Raw genomic sequence first — 15,313 nt, forward strand, 5'->3', positions numbered from 1 at the left:
CTTGAGGAGACGACCACCAGAACTGAATCGGCCTCAGTAATAGCGCTCCTCGATTCGCTCGTCGAACAGTCGCTGCAGGAGCTTCGTCATCGGCCCGCTCCCGACGGAGATGCCGTCGACGGTCGCAATGGGGCGGATCTCCCACGTCGAGTTGGTGAGAAACGCCTCGTCGGCGTCACGCAGGGCATCGAGCGAATAGTGGCCGGTTTCGACGGGGAAGTCCTCGCCGCGGGCGATGTCCATCACCACGTCGCGGGTGACCCCCGGCAACAGGTCGAGGTCCGTACTCGGCGTCCGGAGGCCGTTGTCCGTGACAAAAAAGAGGTTGCTCGTCGCTCCCTCGGCCAGATTGCCGTCCATGTCCCGGATGAGACACTCGTCGGCGGGTTCGCCGCCAGCAGCGGCCTTCCGGAGTTCGAGCCGGCCGAGAATCCCGTTGAGATAGTTATGCGTCTTCGCGTCCGCCGGGACGGCCTCGCCCGGAATCCGCCGAGTCCGAACCGTCTGGACTGACGCCGGCTCATCCCAGATGCGTTCGCCGTCAAGGCCGCCCCGCGGGAGTTCCTTGCAGATGACGACGACCGTCGGGTCGACGTCGGCCCCCGGCGTGAGCTTCCCGGGCTGGACGCCCCGCGTGACAGACAGCCGGACGTACGCCTCCTCGAGGTCGTTAGCCGCGAGCGTCTCGTCGACGCGCTCCCCGAGGTCCTCGGGCACGGCGTCAGCGAAGCCCAGCGTCTCGGCCGTCCGCTGCAGGCGCTCGCGGTGGGCGTCCCACCGGAACGGCTCGCCGCCGTAGGCCCGGAGCGTTTCGAACGCCGCGTCGCCGTACATGAACCCGCGGTCGCGCACCGACACCGTTGCCTCGTCCTCGGGGACGAGCGTCCCGTTTACGTGGTATTGCATAGTAGGCAGAAGTTCTCGATCATGGTCTTGCCGTGGTCTGTCAGGATGCTCTCGGGGTGGAACTGCACGCCGATATGCGGGCGGTCGCTGTGGCGGACGCCCATGACGACCTGCGACTCGTCCGTGCCGTCGGCGGTGGCAGCGTCGGCTGACTCCGGTACCGCAGCGGCCTCAGCGTCGTCGCTGACAGTGTATGCCGTCTCGGTCAGTACGTCGGGGAGGTTCTCGCGGTCGACCGCCAGCGAGTGGTAGCGCCCGACCTCGAACGGGTCTGAGATGTCTTCGAACACACCTGTGCCGTCGTGGGTAACCGACGAAGACTTGCCGTGGACAACCGCCTCGGCGTGGCCGACTGGCGCGCCGTTGGCCGCACACAGTGCCTGGTGGCCGAGACAAACCCCTAGCGTCGGGTATTGCAATTCCTCGAATATCGGCATCGAGACGCCGGCATCCTCGGGCGTCCCTGGCCCCGGCGAGACGACGATGCCATCGGGGTCCATCTCCCGGATACCTTCGACAGCAATGGCGTCGTTGCGCCGAACGACCACATCGTCCTCGGTCCCGCCCAGTCGGAGAACCACCTCGCCGACGTACTGGACGAGGTTGTACGCGAAGGAATCGTAGTTGTCGACGACCAGGACGGTCGGGGCCAGCGAGTCCGTCGCCGGGCCGCCCGCAGTGTTGTTGCCGCTATCGTCGCCGCCACGGTGGCCGCTCATTGCTGGTCCTCCATGGCAAGGTCGACACGCCGGCCCAGCGCCTCGTCGACGGCGTTAACGAGCGCGCGGCCCTTGTCCAGCGTCTCCTGATACTCGCGGTCCGGGTCCGAATCGTGAACCACCCCGGCACCGACGCGGAGGTGGTACTCCTCGGCGTACCGGACCAGCGTTCTGATGACGATGTTCAGCGTCGCCCGGCCATCGAAGCCGAACAGGCCGATGGAGCCGGTGTACGGTCCTCGTCGCGTGGCCTCGACCTCGTCGATAATCTCCATCGTCCGGGGTTTCGGCGCGCCGGTAATGGTGCCGCCCGGGAACACCGCAGCGATGGCGTCCTGCAGAGACGCGCCGTCGCGGAGTCGGCCCTCGACAACCGAGACGAGGTGCATTACCTCGGAGTAGCGGTCGACGCGGCGGTAGTCAGACACTTCCACGCTCCCGAATTTGCTCACTTTCCCCAGGTCGTTGCGCTCCAGGTCGACGAGCATCGCGTGTTCGGCGCGCTCCTTCGCGTCGTCGAGCAGGTCCGTTTCCAGTCGGTCGTCAGCGTCGGGCGTCTCGCCCCGCGGGCGGGTGCCAGCGATGGGTTCGGTCTCGATACGGTCGCCATCGCGGTGCAAGAGGAGTTCCGGGCTGGCGCTGACGAGGTCAACGCCAGGGAACTCAAGCAGGGCAGAGTACGGTGCGGGGTTCACAGTTCGAAGCGCGTCGAAAGCCTCGACGGGATGGACTGCGGCGGGTGCGCGGAGACGCTGTGAGACGTTCGCCTGAAACGTGTCGCCGTCGCGGATGTACTGCTTGACCGTTTGGACTCGGTCAGCAAATGACTCGCGCGTGCAGTCACTCTCGAAGGTTGCTTCATCGGTCTCGACCGGCGGATCCTCGACACTGGGGTCGCCCTGTGCCGCTGCCCGCGCCAAGTCCAGCGCGTGCTGCTTGCCGAACTCGTAGGCCAGTTCGGGCGTCTCAAAGTCGTCGACCCGCGGGCAGGCTGTCACGCGCAGCGTCACCGACTCACCGCGGGGTTCCTCCCAAGCGGCGAAGCGGTCGTAGCGGGCCACCTGCAGGTTTGGGAGCGCGCGGTCGGCATCGGCGCTGTCGGGCAGCGACTCCAGTTCCCGCGCCACGTCGTAGGAGAGCCATCCAACGGCTCCGCAGGGATACGGCACGTCGCAGTCACCACGGACCAGCCGCTCGCCGTCGAGAAACTCAGTCAGTGCGGCGAGGGTCCCGCCAGCTCGGGGGTCGACCTCGCGGAAGTCCGCCGGAGCGGTCCCGAAGTAACCCCACCCCGACTGGCCGCCGGTCGTCGCCAGATACACGCCGCCAGTTTCGTCGCGCGCCCGGCGATAGGCGAGAAACGGGTCATCGACGTCCACTCGAACCTCGACAGGGACGCGCGCCGCTGGATGCGCGTCGGCCGCAAGGTCGGTGAACGTGGTCCGGTCGGTTTCGACCGATTGCATTACCGAACGAAAACAGTGCGGCGACTAATTCCCTTGCGGTTCGGCGCAAAAAGACGGAACGTCAACGGTTTCAGAAGTCTTCGGCCCGCTCGATCCAGCCCGAAACGCGGCTCTCTGAGAGGTCGGTGTCTGCGGCGATGTCCGCTGCATCCGCAGCGGCCAGTTCGCCCACCGTCTCGATACCGATATCAGCGAGTCGGTCGGCGTAGGCGGGACCGATACCCTTTATTTCCGTGACTGGGGCAGTACTTTCCTCGTCCTCAGTCTCGGCATCAGCCTCGGCCGGTTCTTCGTCAGCGGTGGCCTCCGAGTCGCTGGCTTCGTCGTCGACCACTGGTTCTTGCTCGGACCCTGCTGGAGAAGCATCGGTCGCAGATGTCGATTCGTCGTCGGTCGCAGTCGGTGACGCCGCAGTCTCCGACTCGGCCGTCTGAGCAGATGTTGCACTCCCATCCCCTGATTCAGTCCCGGCCCCGTCCGTGGTATCGGATGTGTGGGTCTCGGTAGTCGTCGCGGTGTTCGTCCCCTTCACAGCGTCTTCGTCTTCAGTAGAGGGCTCTCGCTCGACGGTCACGTCCACGTCGCGATTGGTTCCCGACGTGGATGACCCAGTCCCGTCAAGCCCGAGGGCAGATTTCAATTTCTGAAGCAGACCCATACATGAACGTATTTATCCCCAACACAAATCTCTTGCTGGTGACCGCTCCGTTACAAGTGTTCGCGCAATCGGCCGTTCATCCTGTCTACAGGTGCGTCCTCGCCAGTCCAGCGTTCAAACGCTTCAACCCCCTGATACAGGAGCATCCACGCGCCGTCAACGGTCGTTGCGCCCGCGGCCGCCGCGTCCTGTAGCAGACGGGTCTCGATTGGCGTGTACACCGCATCGAGCACCGCGAGGTCGCTGTGTAACGCGTCGGCGGGGACCGGCGTCTTGTCCTCCTCCATGCCGACGCTGGTGCAGTTGACGAGGATGTCGGCGTTTGCGAGCAGGTCGGAGAGCGAATCGAGCCCGTGGCCGGAGGCGTCCGGGACTTCATCGGCGAGCGCGTCGGCTTTAGACTCGGTCCGGTTCGCGATCCGCACCGACAGCCCCTCGTCGGCGAGACCGAACGCGACCGCTCGCCCCGCACCGCCGGCCCCAACGACGACCGCCGTACCCGACAGCGACACGTCGTGATGGTCCAGCGCTCGGACCGCACCGACCGCGTCGGTGTTGTAGCCCGTCGGCGTCCCACCGGTGAAATCGACGGTGTTGACCGCGCCGATGCGCTCGGCGAGCGGTGCGGGGTCAACGGCGTCTAGCACGTCCTGCTTGAACGGGATTGTGACGTTGAGGCCGTCGACTCCGAGCGTCTCTGCCGCTTCGATGGCTTCGGCACCAGCATCCGCTGGTGGTTCAAACGTGACGTAGCGTGCATCAAGTCCCAGTGCCTCGTAGCCCGCCTCGTGCATCGGGGGCGACAGCGAGTGCCCGACCGGGTTGCCGATGAGTCCGTAAACGTCCATACCAACGCCAGCGCGCCCCGGTCGTATGAACGCCACGCTCTGTGGGAAGCACGGTCTGCAGCCGACACTTTCGCAAGCTTTTCAGCCAGACCCAGCCACACTTCCGACAGTGAGTCGTTTTCGCCATCCACTGATGCAAGTCGCAGTCGCGCTGGCCCTGACTGTCGGCTGGATTTACCTATTTATCTCCGGCATTGAGGTCGGGAACGTGACCACCGTCGCGGTCAGTGGGCTCGCCGTCCTCGGGGCGTCGTTCCTCTTGGCCTGGGGCGCTGAAACCGCCGAGAAAGACGTACCGAGGGCGTTCGCTATCGCCGTCCTCGCCATTCTCGCCGTGGCTCCCGAGTACGCCGTTGACGCGCTGTACGCCTGGAACGCCGGGGCTGGTGGGGCGACGACGGAGGCCTGTCGCCAGTTCACGGCGGCAGAAATCGAGTCCGCAAGCGGGGGGCTCGCTCGCGCCTGTCACGACGCGAACCTCGCGATTGCGAACATGACCGGCGCGAACCGCATCCTCATCGGTATCGGCTGGGCGGGTATCGCCGTGTTCACCGTCTGGCGCGCCGCAAAGACACGGGACCCCGCAGTCACGAAACGCGACGGCTTCCTGAAAGACGCCGTCCAGCTGGACACCGACATCGCAACCGAGATCTCCTTCCTCTTTCTGGCGACGCTGTGGGCGTTTCTTGTCCCTCTCGGCGGCGGTATCGGTATCTTCGATACGCTGTTTCTGGTGGGCCTCTACGTCGCGTACATCGGCCTCGTGCTCAAGTCCGATATCGAACACAGCGAGCACACCGTCGGCGTCCCAAAGTACTTCCAGGAGTGGTCGCTGCCGTGGCGGCCACTCGTCGTCTTGGCGTTGTTTGGCTACTCCGGCGCAATGATTTTCACCGCGGTTGAGCCGTTCGCCCACGGCCTCGAAGAGATCGGCGTCGCGAACGGCATCCCCGAGTTCTTCATGATCCAGTGGGTCGCCCCGCTGGCCAGTGAGTCACCTGAGCTCATTGTCGTCGCCGTGCTGGTCAACAAGGCCCGCTCGACGGCGGGGTTCAACGCCCTCATTTCCTCGAAACTCAATCAGTGGACGCTGCTCATCGGGACCATCGCAGTGGTGTACTCCATCGCACTCGGCGGGTACGGCGTCCTGCCGTTCGACGCCAGACAGGGCGCGGAGATCTGGATTACGGCGGCCCAGTCCTTCTTTGCGCTCGCCATTCTGGTCAACTTCGAGATCAGTATCCGGGAAGCAATCGGGCTGTTCGCGCTGTTCATCTCGCAGGTGGTTCTGGAGTTCGCCATCATCAGAGACCTTCTCGCTCTGCCGATATCGAGTCACGACCTTCTGCTGGCGTATACAGGGCTGTACATCCTCCTCGGGGTCGGACTGTTCGTCCAGCGCCGCGAGGCGCTGAAACACCTGCTTGGGCTGGCCGGTGACGCCGTCCGGTCCGCGGTGGGTCGTGAACCGGTCCATCTGGAGAACGCCGATTGATGCTCGGAATCGTTGTCTCACACGCCGACGCGGCATCGATGCACATCGGAGAGCACCTGCGCTCATTGCGGGACTGGGAAACGAGCGTCGACGAAACGCGGCCCGACGACGAAGGCGGCGGTACGGTGTACCAGATTGACAGCGTGGAACTCCGCGAGTTCGAGGCGTTACATCTGGACATCGAAAACGTCGCGGCAGCGTTCGACGACCCGGACCTGCTGGTGTTCGCCTCAAAACACGCCGGCGAGACGGACGAGCTCCTGACGGCCCACCATACCGGAAACTTCGGTGTCGCGGAGTACGGCGGCGAAGACGGGCAGTTCGCCCGCGCCTGTCCCGGGGCTCACAAGGCCGTGGTGTCGGCACTCCAGCGCCACGCTCCGCCGGACTACGAAGTCGGGATGGAGTGTACGCACCACGGCCCGACAGCAGTCGGTGTCCCGTCGATGTTTGTCGAGGTCGGCAGTGCGGAGCCACAGTGGGAGGACCCCGACGCCGCCGAGGCCACCGCCAGAGCGATACTGGACCTCGCCGACGAACCGGCTGACAGGCCGCGTGAGAACGGGACGCGCCGCCACCTCCTCGGGGTCGGCGGCGGCCACTACGCCCCGCGGTTCGAGCGAGTTGTTCGTGAGACGGACTGGGCGGTCGGCCACATCGCCGCCAACTGGTCGTTGGACGCGCTGGCGGAGTGGGCCGACAGCGACGAGGAGCGCGACACAGTGCTCGACCGCGCCGTCCGGGCCAGCGCGGCCGACTACGCTCTCATGGAGGGCGACCGGCCGGACCTCACGGCCGCCATCGAGTCGCTGGGCTACCGCGTCGTCAGTGAGACGTTCGTTCAGGAAACAACCGGTGTCGACCTTGGCCTCGTCGAGGCGCTAGAAGACGCTGTCAGGCCAGTTGACGAGGGCCTTCGATTCGGAGCACTTGCACCTGGATACGACGGCGAGTGGACCGTACTCGACCTCCCGAGGGAACTTATCTCGGACGTGCGCGGCGTTGATAGCGAGGCACTACGTGACACTATTGAGCGTCAGTCCATTGCGTACGCAACCGAGCAAAACGGGACCGTGGTCACCGGACCGATTGTCTGTCCGGCGACGACGGAACTGGAAGCGGTCGTCGACCCACTCGTCGAAATCCTCAAACAACGCTTCGACAGTGTCGAGCGAAACGCGGACGAACTCGTTGCCCGCGAGACAGCGTTCGATCCGGACCTCGCGCGAACTGCTGATATCCCTGAAGGACCGAAGTTCGGGAAACTCGCCTCTGGCGAATCAGTCCAAATCGACGGCGAAGAAATCGACCCGGAGCGGTTCCAGCGCGAGCGTATACGTCGATATACGCTGTGAACACTGGCGCGTTAGCCGCCAAAGCTGGCACTCAACACGTCAGACGGGCGTCAGACACAGGGGGAAAACTAATAACTATTCGTCTGCAAGGACGCTTTAAATTATGGATTCGATAATTGACGACGCTATCGACGAGGCAGAACAAGACGGGGAGGACGCGGCTGGCGGGACTGTCGACGAAACGACATCGACGCCGTCGCAGGACATGTCCACATCGGGGACGATGTCCGACGAGGAACTGGCAAGCGTCGTCAAAGACCTGGAGACGAAGATTACGGTCGTCGGCTGTGGTGGCGCTGGCGGAAACACGGTCACCCGGATGATGGAGGAGGGCATCCACGGGGCCAAACTTGTCGCCGCAAACACTGACGCACAGCACCTCGCCGACGAGGTGGCCGCCGACACCAAGATTCTCATCGGCCGCAAGCGTACCGGCGGTCGCGGGGCCGGTTCAGTCCCGAAAATCGGCGAGGAGGCCGCACAGGAAGATATCGAAGATATCCAGCAGTCCATCGATGGGTCGGACATGGTGTTCGTCACCGCGGGTCTGGGCGGCGGAACCGGGACCGGCGCGGCCCCGGTCGTCGCACAGGCCGCGCAGGAAGCCGGCGCACTCACCATTTCTATCGTCACGATTCCGTTTACCGCGGAGGGTGAACGCCGCCGTGCCAACGCCGACGCTGGCCTCGAACGACTCCGTTCGGTCTCCGATACGGTCATCGTCGTGCCGAACGACCGCCTGCTGGACTATGCGCCGTCGATGCCGCTGCAGGACGCGTTCAAGATCTGTGACCGCGTGCTGATGCGCTCGGTCAAGGGCATGACCGAACTGATTACCAAACCCGGCCTCGTCAACGTGGACTTCGCCGACGTTCGGACCATTATGGAGAACGGCGGCGTCGCGATGATTGGCCTCGGCGAATCTGACTCCGAGAACAAGGCACAGGACTCCATCCGCTCGGCGCTTCGCTCCCCGCTGCTCGACGTGGAATTCGACGGCGCGAACTCCGCGCTCGTCAACGTCGTTGGCGGCCCCGACATGAGCATCGAGGAGGCCGAGGGTGTCGTCGAGGAGATCTACGACCGTATCGACCCCGACGCTCGCATCATCTGGGGCGCGTCGGTCAACAACGAGTTCGAGGGCAAGATGGAGACGATGATCGTCGTCACCGGCGTCGAGAGCCCGCAGATATACGGCCAGAGCGAGGCCGAGCAGGAGAAGGCCGCCCAGCAGCTCGGCGAAGACATCGACTACGTCGACTAAACTGCCTCGCTGTCTCAGTTTTCTATTTCCCCGTAATCGCCGTTACGTGCCGCCCTATCTACATTTTCTCTATCATAAATGATATTCTCGCCGAAAAGCGTTTATCCGGAAATTCAGACTCTTTCTTTATGTACTCTGACTCGAGGCGTGGTGTTCTCAAAAAATGTATCGCAGCTGGGAGCTTGGGCCTCTCGTCTGGCTGCCTTGGTACCCTGGGCGGGAGCGGTGACACCGTCCAGTTTGGTGCGGTTCTCCCACTCAGTGGTGCGCTCGCTCCGCTCGGGCAACACGGCAAGCGCATGGTCGAGCAGGCAGCGAGCGACGTCAACGCGGCCGGTGGTATCGGCGGTAACGATGTCGAAGTGACCATCCTCGATACCGAAGCGAACGCCGAAACCGCTGTCGAGCAGTACGGGACGCTTGTCGACCGTGGTGTCATCGGCTTCGTCGGTGGCCTCGTCAGTGACGCGTCGCTCGCCCTTGCACCGGAGGCGGCCAGCGACGAGATCATGGAAGTCAGCCCAGCCAGCACCGCCCCGCAACTATCGACGGCCGGCCAGGCCAACGGGCGGAAATTCTTCGGTCGAACGGTGCCAAGCGACGGGACGCAAGCACTGGTGATGGCGAAAGTCGTCGATGACTCGCTGTACATCGATGCGGACTCCGTCGCATTACTGAGCCTCGACAACTCGTTCGGTGCTGGACTGGCCGAGGCACAGCGTGAGGCGCTGGACGCCGAGGTCGTCGCCGATGTTCGGTACGACCCATCGTCGGAATCGTTCGACGACACGCTCGCAGAAGTGTTCCAGAACGACCCTGATGCCGTCACTTTCACCAGCGTCTCCGGTCAGGAACGCGGTATCCTTGATGCGTACAGCCAGTCGGAGTACGACGTTCCATGGGTGTTGTCAGCGGGAATGTTCGGCGGCGACCTCCCATCATACTTTGAAGGGTTCTACAGCGCCAGTCTGTCTTCCGCGCGAACGCAAGCGTACTTCGAACTCGTCCGCCGACTCCCGGATATCGATCAGCCCAGAGCGTACTCGGTTAACGCCTACGACGCGCTGTTTTTGATGGCATGTGCCGCCGAACAGGCCGGTGAAGCCAGCGGTCCGGCAATCGCCGAAACCATTCAGTCGGTTTCCGGCGGGTCTGGGCACACTGTTTCAGTCGGTGACTTCGGTCGTGTTCGGTCACTCACTGACGCAGGCCGATCAGTGAACTACCAGGGCGCGTCCGGAGGCGTCGACCTGACTGCGGACCTCGAACCGCTGAGTTCGTACCTGATCGAACAAGTCAATAATGGGTCAGTCGAGTCGCTAGAGCTATTGCAGCCACAGTTCTTCGCATCGGGAGGGAATCAATGAGTTCACTCCCGAGCCGGATGGTTCAGGCGACGGAACGTGCGCTCCCTGACGTTATTCGGCGGCGGTACGCGGCGAAGTTCGGCGTCCTGCTGCTCGGCGTGGTCGTCGTTCTCGCGCTGGGCGGCGCGGCGATCCACCTCGATACGGGGTCGCTGGTCGAGTCACAGACCGAAGAACAGATCATCGGTGTTGCGGAGTCCCAGTCGAGTTCCGTGTCGAGCTGGGTCTCGAACAAGCAGTCGACGGCGACGTTCCTTGCAGCGTCTATCGGTGACCGGTCCGAATCGACATCGGACAGAGAACAGCAGCAGTGGCTCGAACAGAAGCTTATCGGGCTCCCCGGAGATGTCCGGGCGCTGCATTACGTCGATGCCGCTGACGGCACAGTCACCGCCAGCACTGACGACGAACTCAACGGCGTCGCACTGAGCAACGTTGACGACCCGTGGACCGACGCGAGTGGTGCAGTCGTCTCGTCGGGACCGACGGGCACGTCCGAAGCGTACCAGAGCGGGAACGAATCGGTCATCGCATTCGTCCAGCCCGTCTCCGGCAGCGACGAATACATCGTGCTGACGGCGTCGCTCGAGGCGCGCTCCCACGAGTTCACATCACCATTTGCGACCGGCGACGTGAAGGTCGTCGGGTCGAGCGGGCAGATCATCCTCGACAATCGGAAGAGTTCGATTCTCGAAGAGTATGCGGCAACCGGGGACGCGACCGATACCAGTGTTGACTCGGCACTGAACGGCGAAACCGGCTACAAGTCCGTCTCCGCCAGAACGGGGATGGAAGACGGGCAGTACGTGATGGCGTACACGCCGGTGACCGGCACTGACTGGGCGTTGCTGTATCACGTGCCCCAGGACCGCGCATTCGCCCTGCAGTCGGCTGTCTCGCAAAATATCGCACTCCTGGTGGCGCTTGCTGTTGGGGCACTGTTCGTCGTCGGCGTGACAATTGGGCGCGGAACCGCAAACGCACTCTCCCGCGTGGCCGAAAGCGCCGAAGACATCGCCGCCGGTGAGATCAACAGTACCCTCCCGGAGACCACGCGCGTCGACGAAATGGGACAGTTGTACGACTCATTCGCGTCGATGCAGGCGTACCTGACGACCGCCGCGGACCAGGCTGACGCGCTCGCCGAAAAGCGGTTCGACGACCCATCGCTCGACGAAAGCATCCCCGGAGAGTTCGGTGCGGCGCTGGAGGAGATGGGCGAGGATATCCAGACGTTGATTACCGACGTCGAGGCCGCCAGAGACGAGGCGGAGGCGGCAAAAGAAGACGCCGAGTCGATGGCGTCTGCCCTCGAAGCGAAGGCAGCCGAGTTCAGCAACGTAATGGACAAGTCGGCGGACGGGGACCTCACCCAGCGGATGGCCACCGACAGCGACTACGACGCGATGGTCGATATCGCGGAGAGCTTCAACGAGATGATCGCGGAACTCGAACGGACGGTCAACCGCATCGAAGGGTTCGCTGGAACCGTTGACAGTTCAACGGAGACCATTTCGGCGAGCGCACAGGAAGTGCGGTCGGCCAGCGAGTCGGTGAGCGAGTCGGTGCAACAGATCGCCGAAGGCGCTGACGAGCAAAATCGGAACATCCAGCAGGTGAGCGACGAGATGACCGACCTGTCGGCGACTGTCGAGGAAATCACCTCGTCGACCGACGAAGTCGCGTCGAAGTCCCAGCAGGCCGTCAATGACGGCGAGTCCGGCCGCGAGTACGCCGAGCAGGCCGCCACCGAAATCGAAGCGCTCGAACGGAAGTCCACCGAGGCTATCGAACAGGTGGAGTCACTCGCGGAAGAGATGGAGCGCATCGGCGAGGTGACGACGCTCATCGACGAAATCGCGGAACAGACGAACATGCTCGCGCTTAACGCGAACATCGAAGCCGCTCGGGCCGGTGAGGCAGGCGAAGGGTTTGCCGTCGTGGCCCGCGAGATCAAGACGCTCGCCGAGGAGACGCAGGAAGCGACGACTGACATCGAGTCGATGATCGGCGAAATCAGGTCCCGGACGAACTCCACCGTCGAGGATATGCGGGACATGGGCGAGAGCGTCGATACCGGGAAAGAGACGGTCGAAAACGCAACCGACTCGCTGACCAGTATTGTCCAGCAGGTCAACGAAGCTAACGACGGGGTGCAGGCTATCAGCGACGCGACCGACGAGCAGGCGGCCTCGATGGAAGAGGTCGTCTCGATGGCCGAGGAAGTCGGCTCGATCAGCGAGGAGACATCCGCCGAGGCCGAGAACGTCGCCGCGTCCGCCGAGGAACAGACGGCGTCGATCACGGAGGTCACCGAGAAGATACAGTCGCTCTCCAGTCAGGCGACTGACCTCAAGCAGCTTATCGACCAGTTCGAAACCAGCGATGCCGATAACGGTAGCGAGCTGGGGACACACAAATCGGGCGGAACTGCGCTGACTGACGACTGACCGAGCGGGTTCGGGTCGCCTGTTCCGGGTATCGCCCCGGTCTGTCGGCTACTTTTCATTCGAGACGATACCCAGCGCATTCTGTGAGGGTGAGGACTCGTCGCCGCGCACCACAATATAGAAAAGCCACCAGTGGGTACGACCCGCTATGGACGTTCCATACGATCTCACCTCCTACATCCGCGTACTCAAACTGGCGAGTACGCCGTCGTGGGAGGAGTTCTCCCAGATCGCGAAAATCGCCGGCGCGGGCATCGCGCTGGTCGGACTGCTCGGGTTCATCATCTTCGCTGTGATGACCTTCGTGCCTGGCAGCAAGCCGGTGTAAACCGATGGGGATCTACGCAGTCAAAACCACGGCCAGCCAGGAACGCACCGTCGCGGACATGATTATCTCCCGCGAGGAAGACGAGATCCACGCCGCGCTCGCGCCGGACTCGCTCACGAGCTACGTCATGGTCGAAGCGGACGACCACAACGTCTTCGACCGCATCCTCGACGAGATTCCCCACGCCAACGGCGTCGTGCAGGGCGAATCTTCGATGGCGGAAGTCGAGCACTTCCTCTCGCCGAAACCGGACGTGGAAGGCATCGCGGAGGGCGACATCGTCGAACTCATCGCCGGCCCGTTCAAGGGCGAGAAGGCGCAGGTCCAGCGCATCGACGAGGGCAAGGACCAGGTCACCGTCGAACTGTACGAGGCGACGGTCCCGATTCCGGTTACCGTGCGTGGTGACCAGATTCGAGTGCTGGACTCCGAAGAGCGGTAGACCCATATCCACCGGCGGAGCCGGTGGTTCACGGGCCTGAACGACTGAGGGCCCGCGTTTTCGCCCACGTTTTTCGAGGAGTGGTGCGCGAACACAGTGAGCGCACCCGACGAAGAAAAAGGTGGAACAGTAGGAGGCGACGGTCCCGATTCCGGTTACCGTGCGTGGTGACCAGATTCGAGTGCTGGACTCCGAAGAGCGGTAGGCGAACGGGTCTCGTGCAATTCGAACGGATGCGTAGCGACCCGCAAGGGAGCAATCAAGCGTTTTCAAACTAGTTGGCAATCATTGTTGAGCAAAGTCAGGCACCGTCGTAAAATAGCGGTAGTTGCTACGCTTCGCCGCCTTCCAGTCGGTCGATGACCTCGCTCATGTTGGCGGCGGCCTCAACGGATTCCTTTATCTGTTCACGACGGCGGACCTCGGCGGCGGAGGCGTCGTAGGCGCGAACGTACTCCGCGCGGGAGTGTTCGTCGAACGCGTGCTTGATAGCGAAGTAGCCGTCGGGGACGACGGCACCACAGACCTTACACTCGATACGGTCGTGTTCGACCGACTGGTGGATGATAAGCTCCTCGACGCGGTCGAACTGTCTCTCGTCCCCTTCGATGTCGCACTCCCAGCGTGGCATTTGCTCAGTGGCATGCGACCCGGGGTTAAAAACGTTGGCTGCCACCTGTCAGAAGTCTGTCTCTCAGATTGCCAAAACGGAAACCCCTAATGGCAGTACGGAGTTAGCGTTGACCGTGCAACCCGAGGGGTACGCCGTTGATCTCCACGTGAAAGTGCTCGACGACGGGGTCGTCGAGCGCGCGAAGGCACGTGGCCTCGACGCGCTGGTGTATGCGCCGCATTTCACGCGGCTGTCGGAGATACGGCGGCAAGCAGAGGCGTTTTCCGACGAAGAGCTGACTGTGTTTCCGGCCAGAGAGATATTTACTGGCACCTGGCAACAGCGCCGGCACGTACTGGCGATAGGCCTCGAAGACCCGATTCCGGATTTCATTACCTTCGACGGCGCGATGCGGGAACTGGACCGCCAAGACGCGGCTGTACTGGTTCCGCATCCCGGTTTTCTCAATGTCAGTCTCGGACTGGACGACATCGAAGCGTACGACGACATCATCGACGCGCTAGAAGTGTACAACCCCAAGCAGCTGTCCCATCACCGAGACCGTGCGCAGTCGTTCACGTCGGAAACCGGTCACGAGCCGTTCGTCTCCTCGTATGCCCACGTTCGCGGCACCGTCGGCGAGGCGTACGTAACGTTCACCAAGGCGTTCGAGAGCGTGGCGGGGCTCAGTGTGGCGCTGCAAAACGATGTGGAGCGGTCGCTGTTCCATCGCGATGGTCTCTCACACGACCTCCGCCGGGCGGTCGAGTGGGCGCATCTGGGGCTGGAAAACACGTGGGGCAAGTTCGACCGACTGATGTTACAGGGGACCGAGCCGACACACCCTGACCACGTCGCGTACGACGGTCGATTCAACGACGTGAAGGTGTACTAAACCAGAAACGCGCTGTTCTCGACGACGAAGGTCCTGACCGTTGGCGGCAGATACTGTGGGAGCACGTGGACGAGCAGGGCAACCGCGAGCAGTTCGAAGGCGGTAATCACGACGGTAACGGCTTCGGCGCGGTCGCTTGAGGTTGTCACGCCCGTCGGTGAGCCATACTCTGTGTCCGAGAACGGGTAGAACAGGGCAATCCCCCGTCGGGAACCGAAGTAGTCAAGCACGTAGTGCGTGAGGACACCGAGCCACACCCACTGGAGATTGCCGCCGTGATACAGCGGATGGGCCAAGAATATGATGAGGACGGGGAGATTGTGCAGGGTCTTGCGGTGCTTGCCGAAGGCGGTGTCGACATCGGGAAACAGTGCGCCCAAGACGATGGGAAGGAACACTTCCGCGATTGTTGCGAAGGTCGTCACGTCGCCCGAGGGGTCAAGAACGTATCCCAGTCCGATGCTCAAGAGGACGGCGTTCAGGACGTGCCCACGTTTGTTCATCTAC

At 63.2% G+C, this 15,313-nt stretch carries 15 protein-coding genes and 1 pseudogene; 9 read left to right on the plus strand and 7 right to left on the minus strand.

The features are described 5' to 3' along the window. Positions 1–33: 33 nt before the first annotated feature. The 5 genes from G9C82_RS02365 to G9C82_RS02385 all read right to left on the minus strand — a co-directional run bounded on the left by G9C82_RS02365 (position 34) and on the right by G9C82_RS02385 (position 4,597). The gene (locus G9C82_RS02365; protein ID WP_127013268.1) at positions 34–906 is read right to left on the minus strand and encodes an aminotransferase class IV; all 873 of its coding nucleotides are present in this window, start codon (positions 904–906) and stop codon (positions 34–36) included. Then, positions 891–1,625, minus strand: coding sequence for an aminodeoxychorismate/anthranilate synthase component II (locus G9C82_RS02370; protein ID WP_127013269.1), 735 nt, complete (start codon positions 1,623–1,625; stop codon positions 891–893). Before G9C82_RS02370 ends, G9C82_RS02365 begins: the two co-directional genes overlap by 16 nt. Then, positions 1,622–3,091 (minus strand): aminodeoxychorismate synthase, component I, encoded by a 1,470-nt coding sequence (gene pabB, locus G9C82_RS02375; protein WP_127013270.1) that lies wholly within the window; start codon positions 3,089–3,091, stop codon positions 1,622–1,624. Before pabB ends, G9C82_RS02370 begins: the two co-directional genes overlap by 4 nt. Before the next feature lie 70 nt (positions 3,092–3,161). Continuing rightward, positions 3,162–3,749 (minus strand): helix-hairpin-helix domain-containing protein, encoded by a 588-nt coding sequence (locus tag G9C82_RS02380; RefSeq protein WP_011223184.1) that lies wholly within the window; start codon positions 3,747–3,749, stop codon positions 3,162–3,164. Positions 3,750–3,799: 50 nt separating this feature from the next. Then, complete coding sequence (locus G9C82_RS02385; protein ID WP_007190460.1) at positions 3,800–4,597, minus strand: shikimate dehydrogenase; 798 nt, start codon at positions 4,595–4,597, stop codon at positions 3,800–3,802. A 133-nt stretch (positions 4,598–4,730) separates the two neighbouring features. Here G9C82_RS02385 and G9C82_RS02390 point away from each other — a divergent pair, with 133 nt between their 5' ends. From G9C82_RS02390 to G9C82_RS02425, 8 genes and pseudogenes are all read left to right on the plus strand, one after another. Further along, positions 4,731–6,092: a sodium:calcium antiporter gene (locus G9C82_RS02390; protein WP_121302997.1), complete on the plus strand. Its 1,362-nt coding sequence runs from the start codon at positions 4,731–4,733 to the stop codon at positions 6,090–6,092. After that, positions 6,092–7,447, plus strand: a complete 1,356-nt coding sequence (locus G9C82_RS02395; protein ID WP_127013271.1) for a D-aminoacyl-tRNA deacylase — start codon at positions 6,092–6,094, stop codon at positions 7,445–7,447. Before G9C82_RS02390 ends, G9C82_RS02395 begins: the two co-directional genes overlap by 1 nt. Positions 7,448–7,550: 103 nt before the next feature. Further along, on the plus strand, positions 7,551–8,711 hold the full coding sequence (ftsZ, locus tag G9C82_RS02400; protein WP_004592941.1) for a cell division protein FtsZ: 1,161 nt from the start codon (positions 7,551–7,553) through the stop codon (positions 8,709–8,711). Positions 8,712–8,839: 128 nt separating this feature from the next. After that, complete coding sequence (locus G9C82_RS02405; protein WP_241244070.1) at positions 8,840–10,078, plus strand: ABC transporter substrate-binding protein; 1,239 nt, start codon at positions 8,840–8,842, stop codon at positions 10,076–10,078. After that, positions 10,075–12,528 (plus strand): methyl-accepting chemotaxis protein, encoded by a 2,454-nt coding sequence (locus tag G9C82_RS02410; RefSeq protein ID WP_174789825.1) that lies wholly within the window; start codon positions 10,075–10,077, stop codon positions 12,526–12,528. Before G9C82_RS02405 ends, G9C82_RS02410 begins: the two co-directional genes overlap by 4 nt. A gap of 148 nt (positions 12,529–12,676) precedes the next feature. Further along, positions 12,677–12,856 (plus strand): protein translocase SEC61 complex subunit gamma, encoded by a 180-nt coding sequence (locus G9C82_RS02415; protein WP_004516835.1) that lies wholly within the window; start codon positions 12,677–12,679, stop codon positions 12,854–12,856. Positions 12,857–12,860: 4 nt separating this feature from the next. After that, positions 12,861–13,298, plus strand: a complete 438-nt coding sequence (locus tag G9C82_RS02420) for a transcription elongation factor Spt5 (RefSeq protein ID WP_004516836.1) — start codon at positions 12,861–12,863, stop codon at positions 13,296–13,298. 133 nt (positions 13,299–13,431) lie between these two features. Further along, a pseudogene (locus G9C82_RS02425) lies at positions 13,432–13,503 on the plus strand (transcription elongation factor Spt5); the annotation flags it as partial. 126 nt (positions 13,504–13,629) lie between these two features. Here G9C82_RS02425 and G9C82_RS02430 read toward each other — a convergent pair. After that, positions 13,630–13,929 carry a hypothetical protein gene (locus G9C82_RS02430; protein ID WP_004961826.1) on the minus strand — a complete coding sequence of 100 codons (300 nt, stop codon included), beginning with the start codon at positions 13,927–13,929 and terminating at the stop codon, positions 13,630–13,632. A 115-nt stretch (positions 13,930–14,044) separates the two neighbouring features. On the opposite strand from G9C82_RS02430, the gene G9C82_RS02435 reads away from it, so the two are divergent. Then, positions 14,045–14,806: a PHP-associated domain-containing protein gene (locus tag G9C82_RS02435; RefSeq protein WP_007190465.1), complete on the plus strand. Its 762-nt coding sequence runs from the start codon at positions 14,045–14,047 to the stop codon at positions 14,804–14,806. Here G9C82_RS02435 and G9C82_RS02440 read toward each other — a convergent pair. Continuing rightward, positions 14,803–15,309: a metal-dependent hydrolase gene (locus tag G9C82_RS02440; protein WP_004961832.1), complete on the minus strand. Its 507-nt coding sequence runs from the start codon at positions 15,307–15,309 to the stop codon at positions 14,803–14,805. The two genes, G9C82_RS02435 and G9C82_RS02440, sit on opposite strands and share 4 nt — an antisense overlap. Between the last annotated feature and the right edge of the window lie 4 nt (positions 15,310–15,313).

Origin of the sequence: Haloarcula sp. R1-2 (assembly GCF_011627385.1) — an archaeon.
GTDB lineage: Archaea > Halobacteriota > Halobacteria > Halobacteriales > Haloarculaceae > Haloarcula > Haloarcula marismortui.

What these genes read in the sequence shown, in the direction of transcription:
- G9C82_RS02380 (WP_011223184.1), bottom strand. Translation starts at nt 3,749, where the DNA reads ATGGGTCTGCTTCAGAAATTGAAATCTGCCCTCGGGCTTGACGGGACT.
- G9C82_RS02415 (WP_004516835.1), top strand. Translation starts at nt 12,677, where the DNA reads ATGGACGTTCCATACGATCTCACCTCCTACATCCGCGTACTCAAACTG.
- G9C82_RS02405 (WP_241244070.1), top strand. Translation starts at nt 8,840, where the DNA reads ATGTACTCTGACTCGAGGCGTGGTGTTCTCAAAAAATGTATCGCAGCT.
- G9C82_RS02420 (WP_004516836.1), top strand. Translation starts at nt 12,861, where the DNA reads ATGGGGATCTACGCAGTCAAAACCACGGCCAGCCAGGAACGCACCGTC.
- ftsZ (WP_004592941.1), top strand. Translation starts at nt 7,551, where the DNA reads ATGGATTCGATAATTGACGACGCTATCGACGAGGCAGAACAAGACGGG.
- G9C82_RS02385 (WP_007190460.1), bottom strand. Translation starts at nt 4,597, where the DNA reads ATGGACGTTTACGGACTCATCGGCAACCCGGTCGGGCACTCGCTGTCG.
- G9C82_RS02410 (WP_174789825.1), top strand. Translation starts at nt 10,075, where the DNA reads ATGAGTTCACTCCCGAGCCGGATGGTTCAGGCGACGGAACGTGCGCTC.
- G9C82_RS02390 (WP_121302997.1), top strand. Translation starts at nt 4,731, where the DNA reads ATGCAAGTCGCAGTCGCGCTGGCCCTGACTGTCGGCTGGATTTACCTA.
- G9C82_RS02440 (WP_004961832.1), bottom strand. Translation starts at nt 15,309, where the DNA reads ATGAACAAACGTGGGCACGTCCTGAACGCCGTCCTCTTGAGCATCGGA.
- G9C82_RS02395 (WP_127013271.1), top strand. Translation starts at nt 6,092, where the DNA reads ATGCTCGGAATCGTTGTCTCACACGCCGACGCGGCATCGATGCACATC.
- G9C82_RS02370 (WP_127013269.1), bottom strand. Translation starts at nt 1,625, where the DNA reads ATGAGCGGCCACCGTGGCGGCGACGATAGCGGCAACAACACTGCGGGC.
- pabB (WP_127013270.1), bottom strand. Translation starts at nt 3,091, where the DNA reads ATGCAATCGGTCGAAACCGACCGGACCACGTTCACCGACCTTGCGGCC.
- G9C82_RS02430 (WP_004961826.1), bottom strand. Translation starts at nt 13,929, where the DNA reads ATGCCACGCTGGGAGTGCGACATCGAAGGGGACGAGAGACAGTTCGAC.
- G9C82_RS02365 (WP_127013268.1), bottom strand. Translation starts at nt 906, where the DNA reads ATGCAATACCACGTAAACGGGACGCTCGTCCCCGAGGACGAGGCAACG.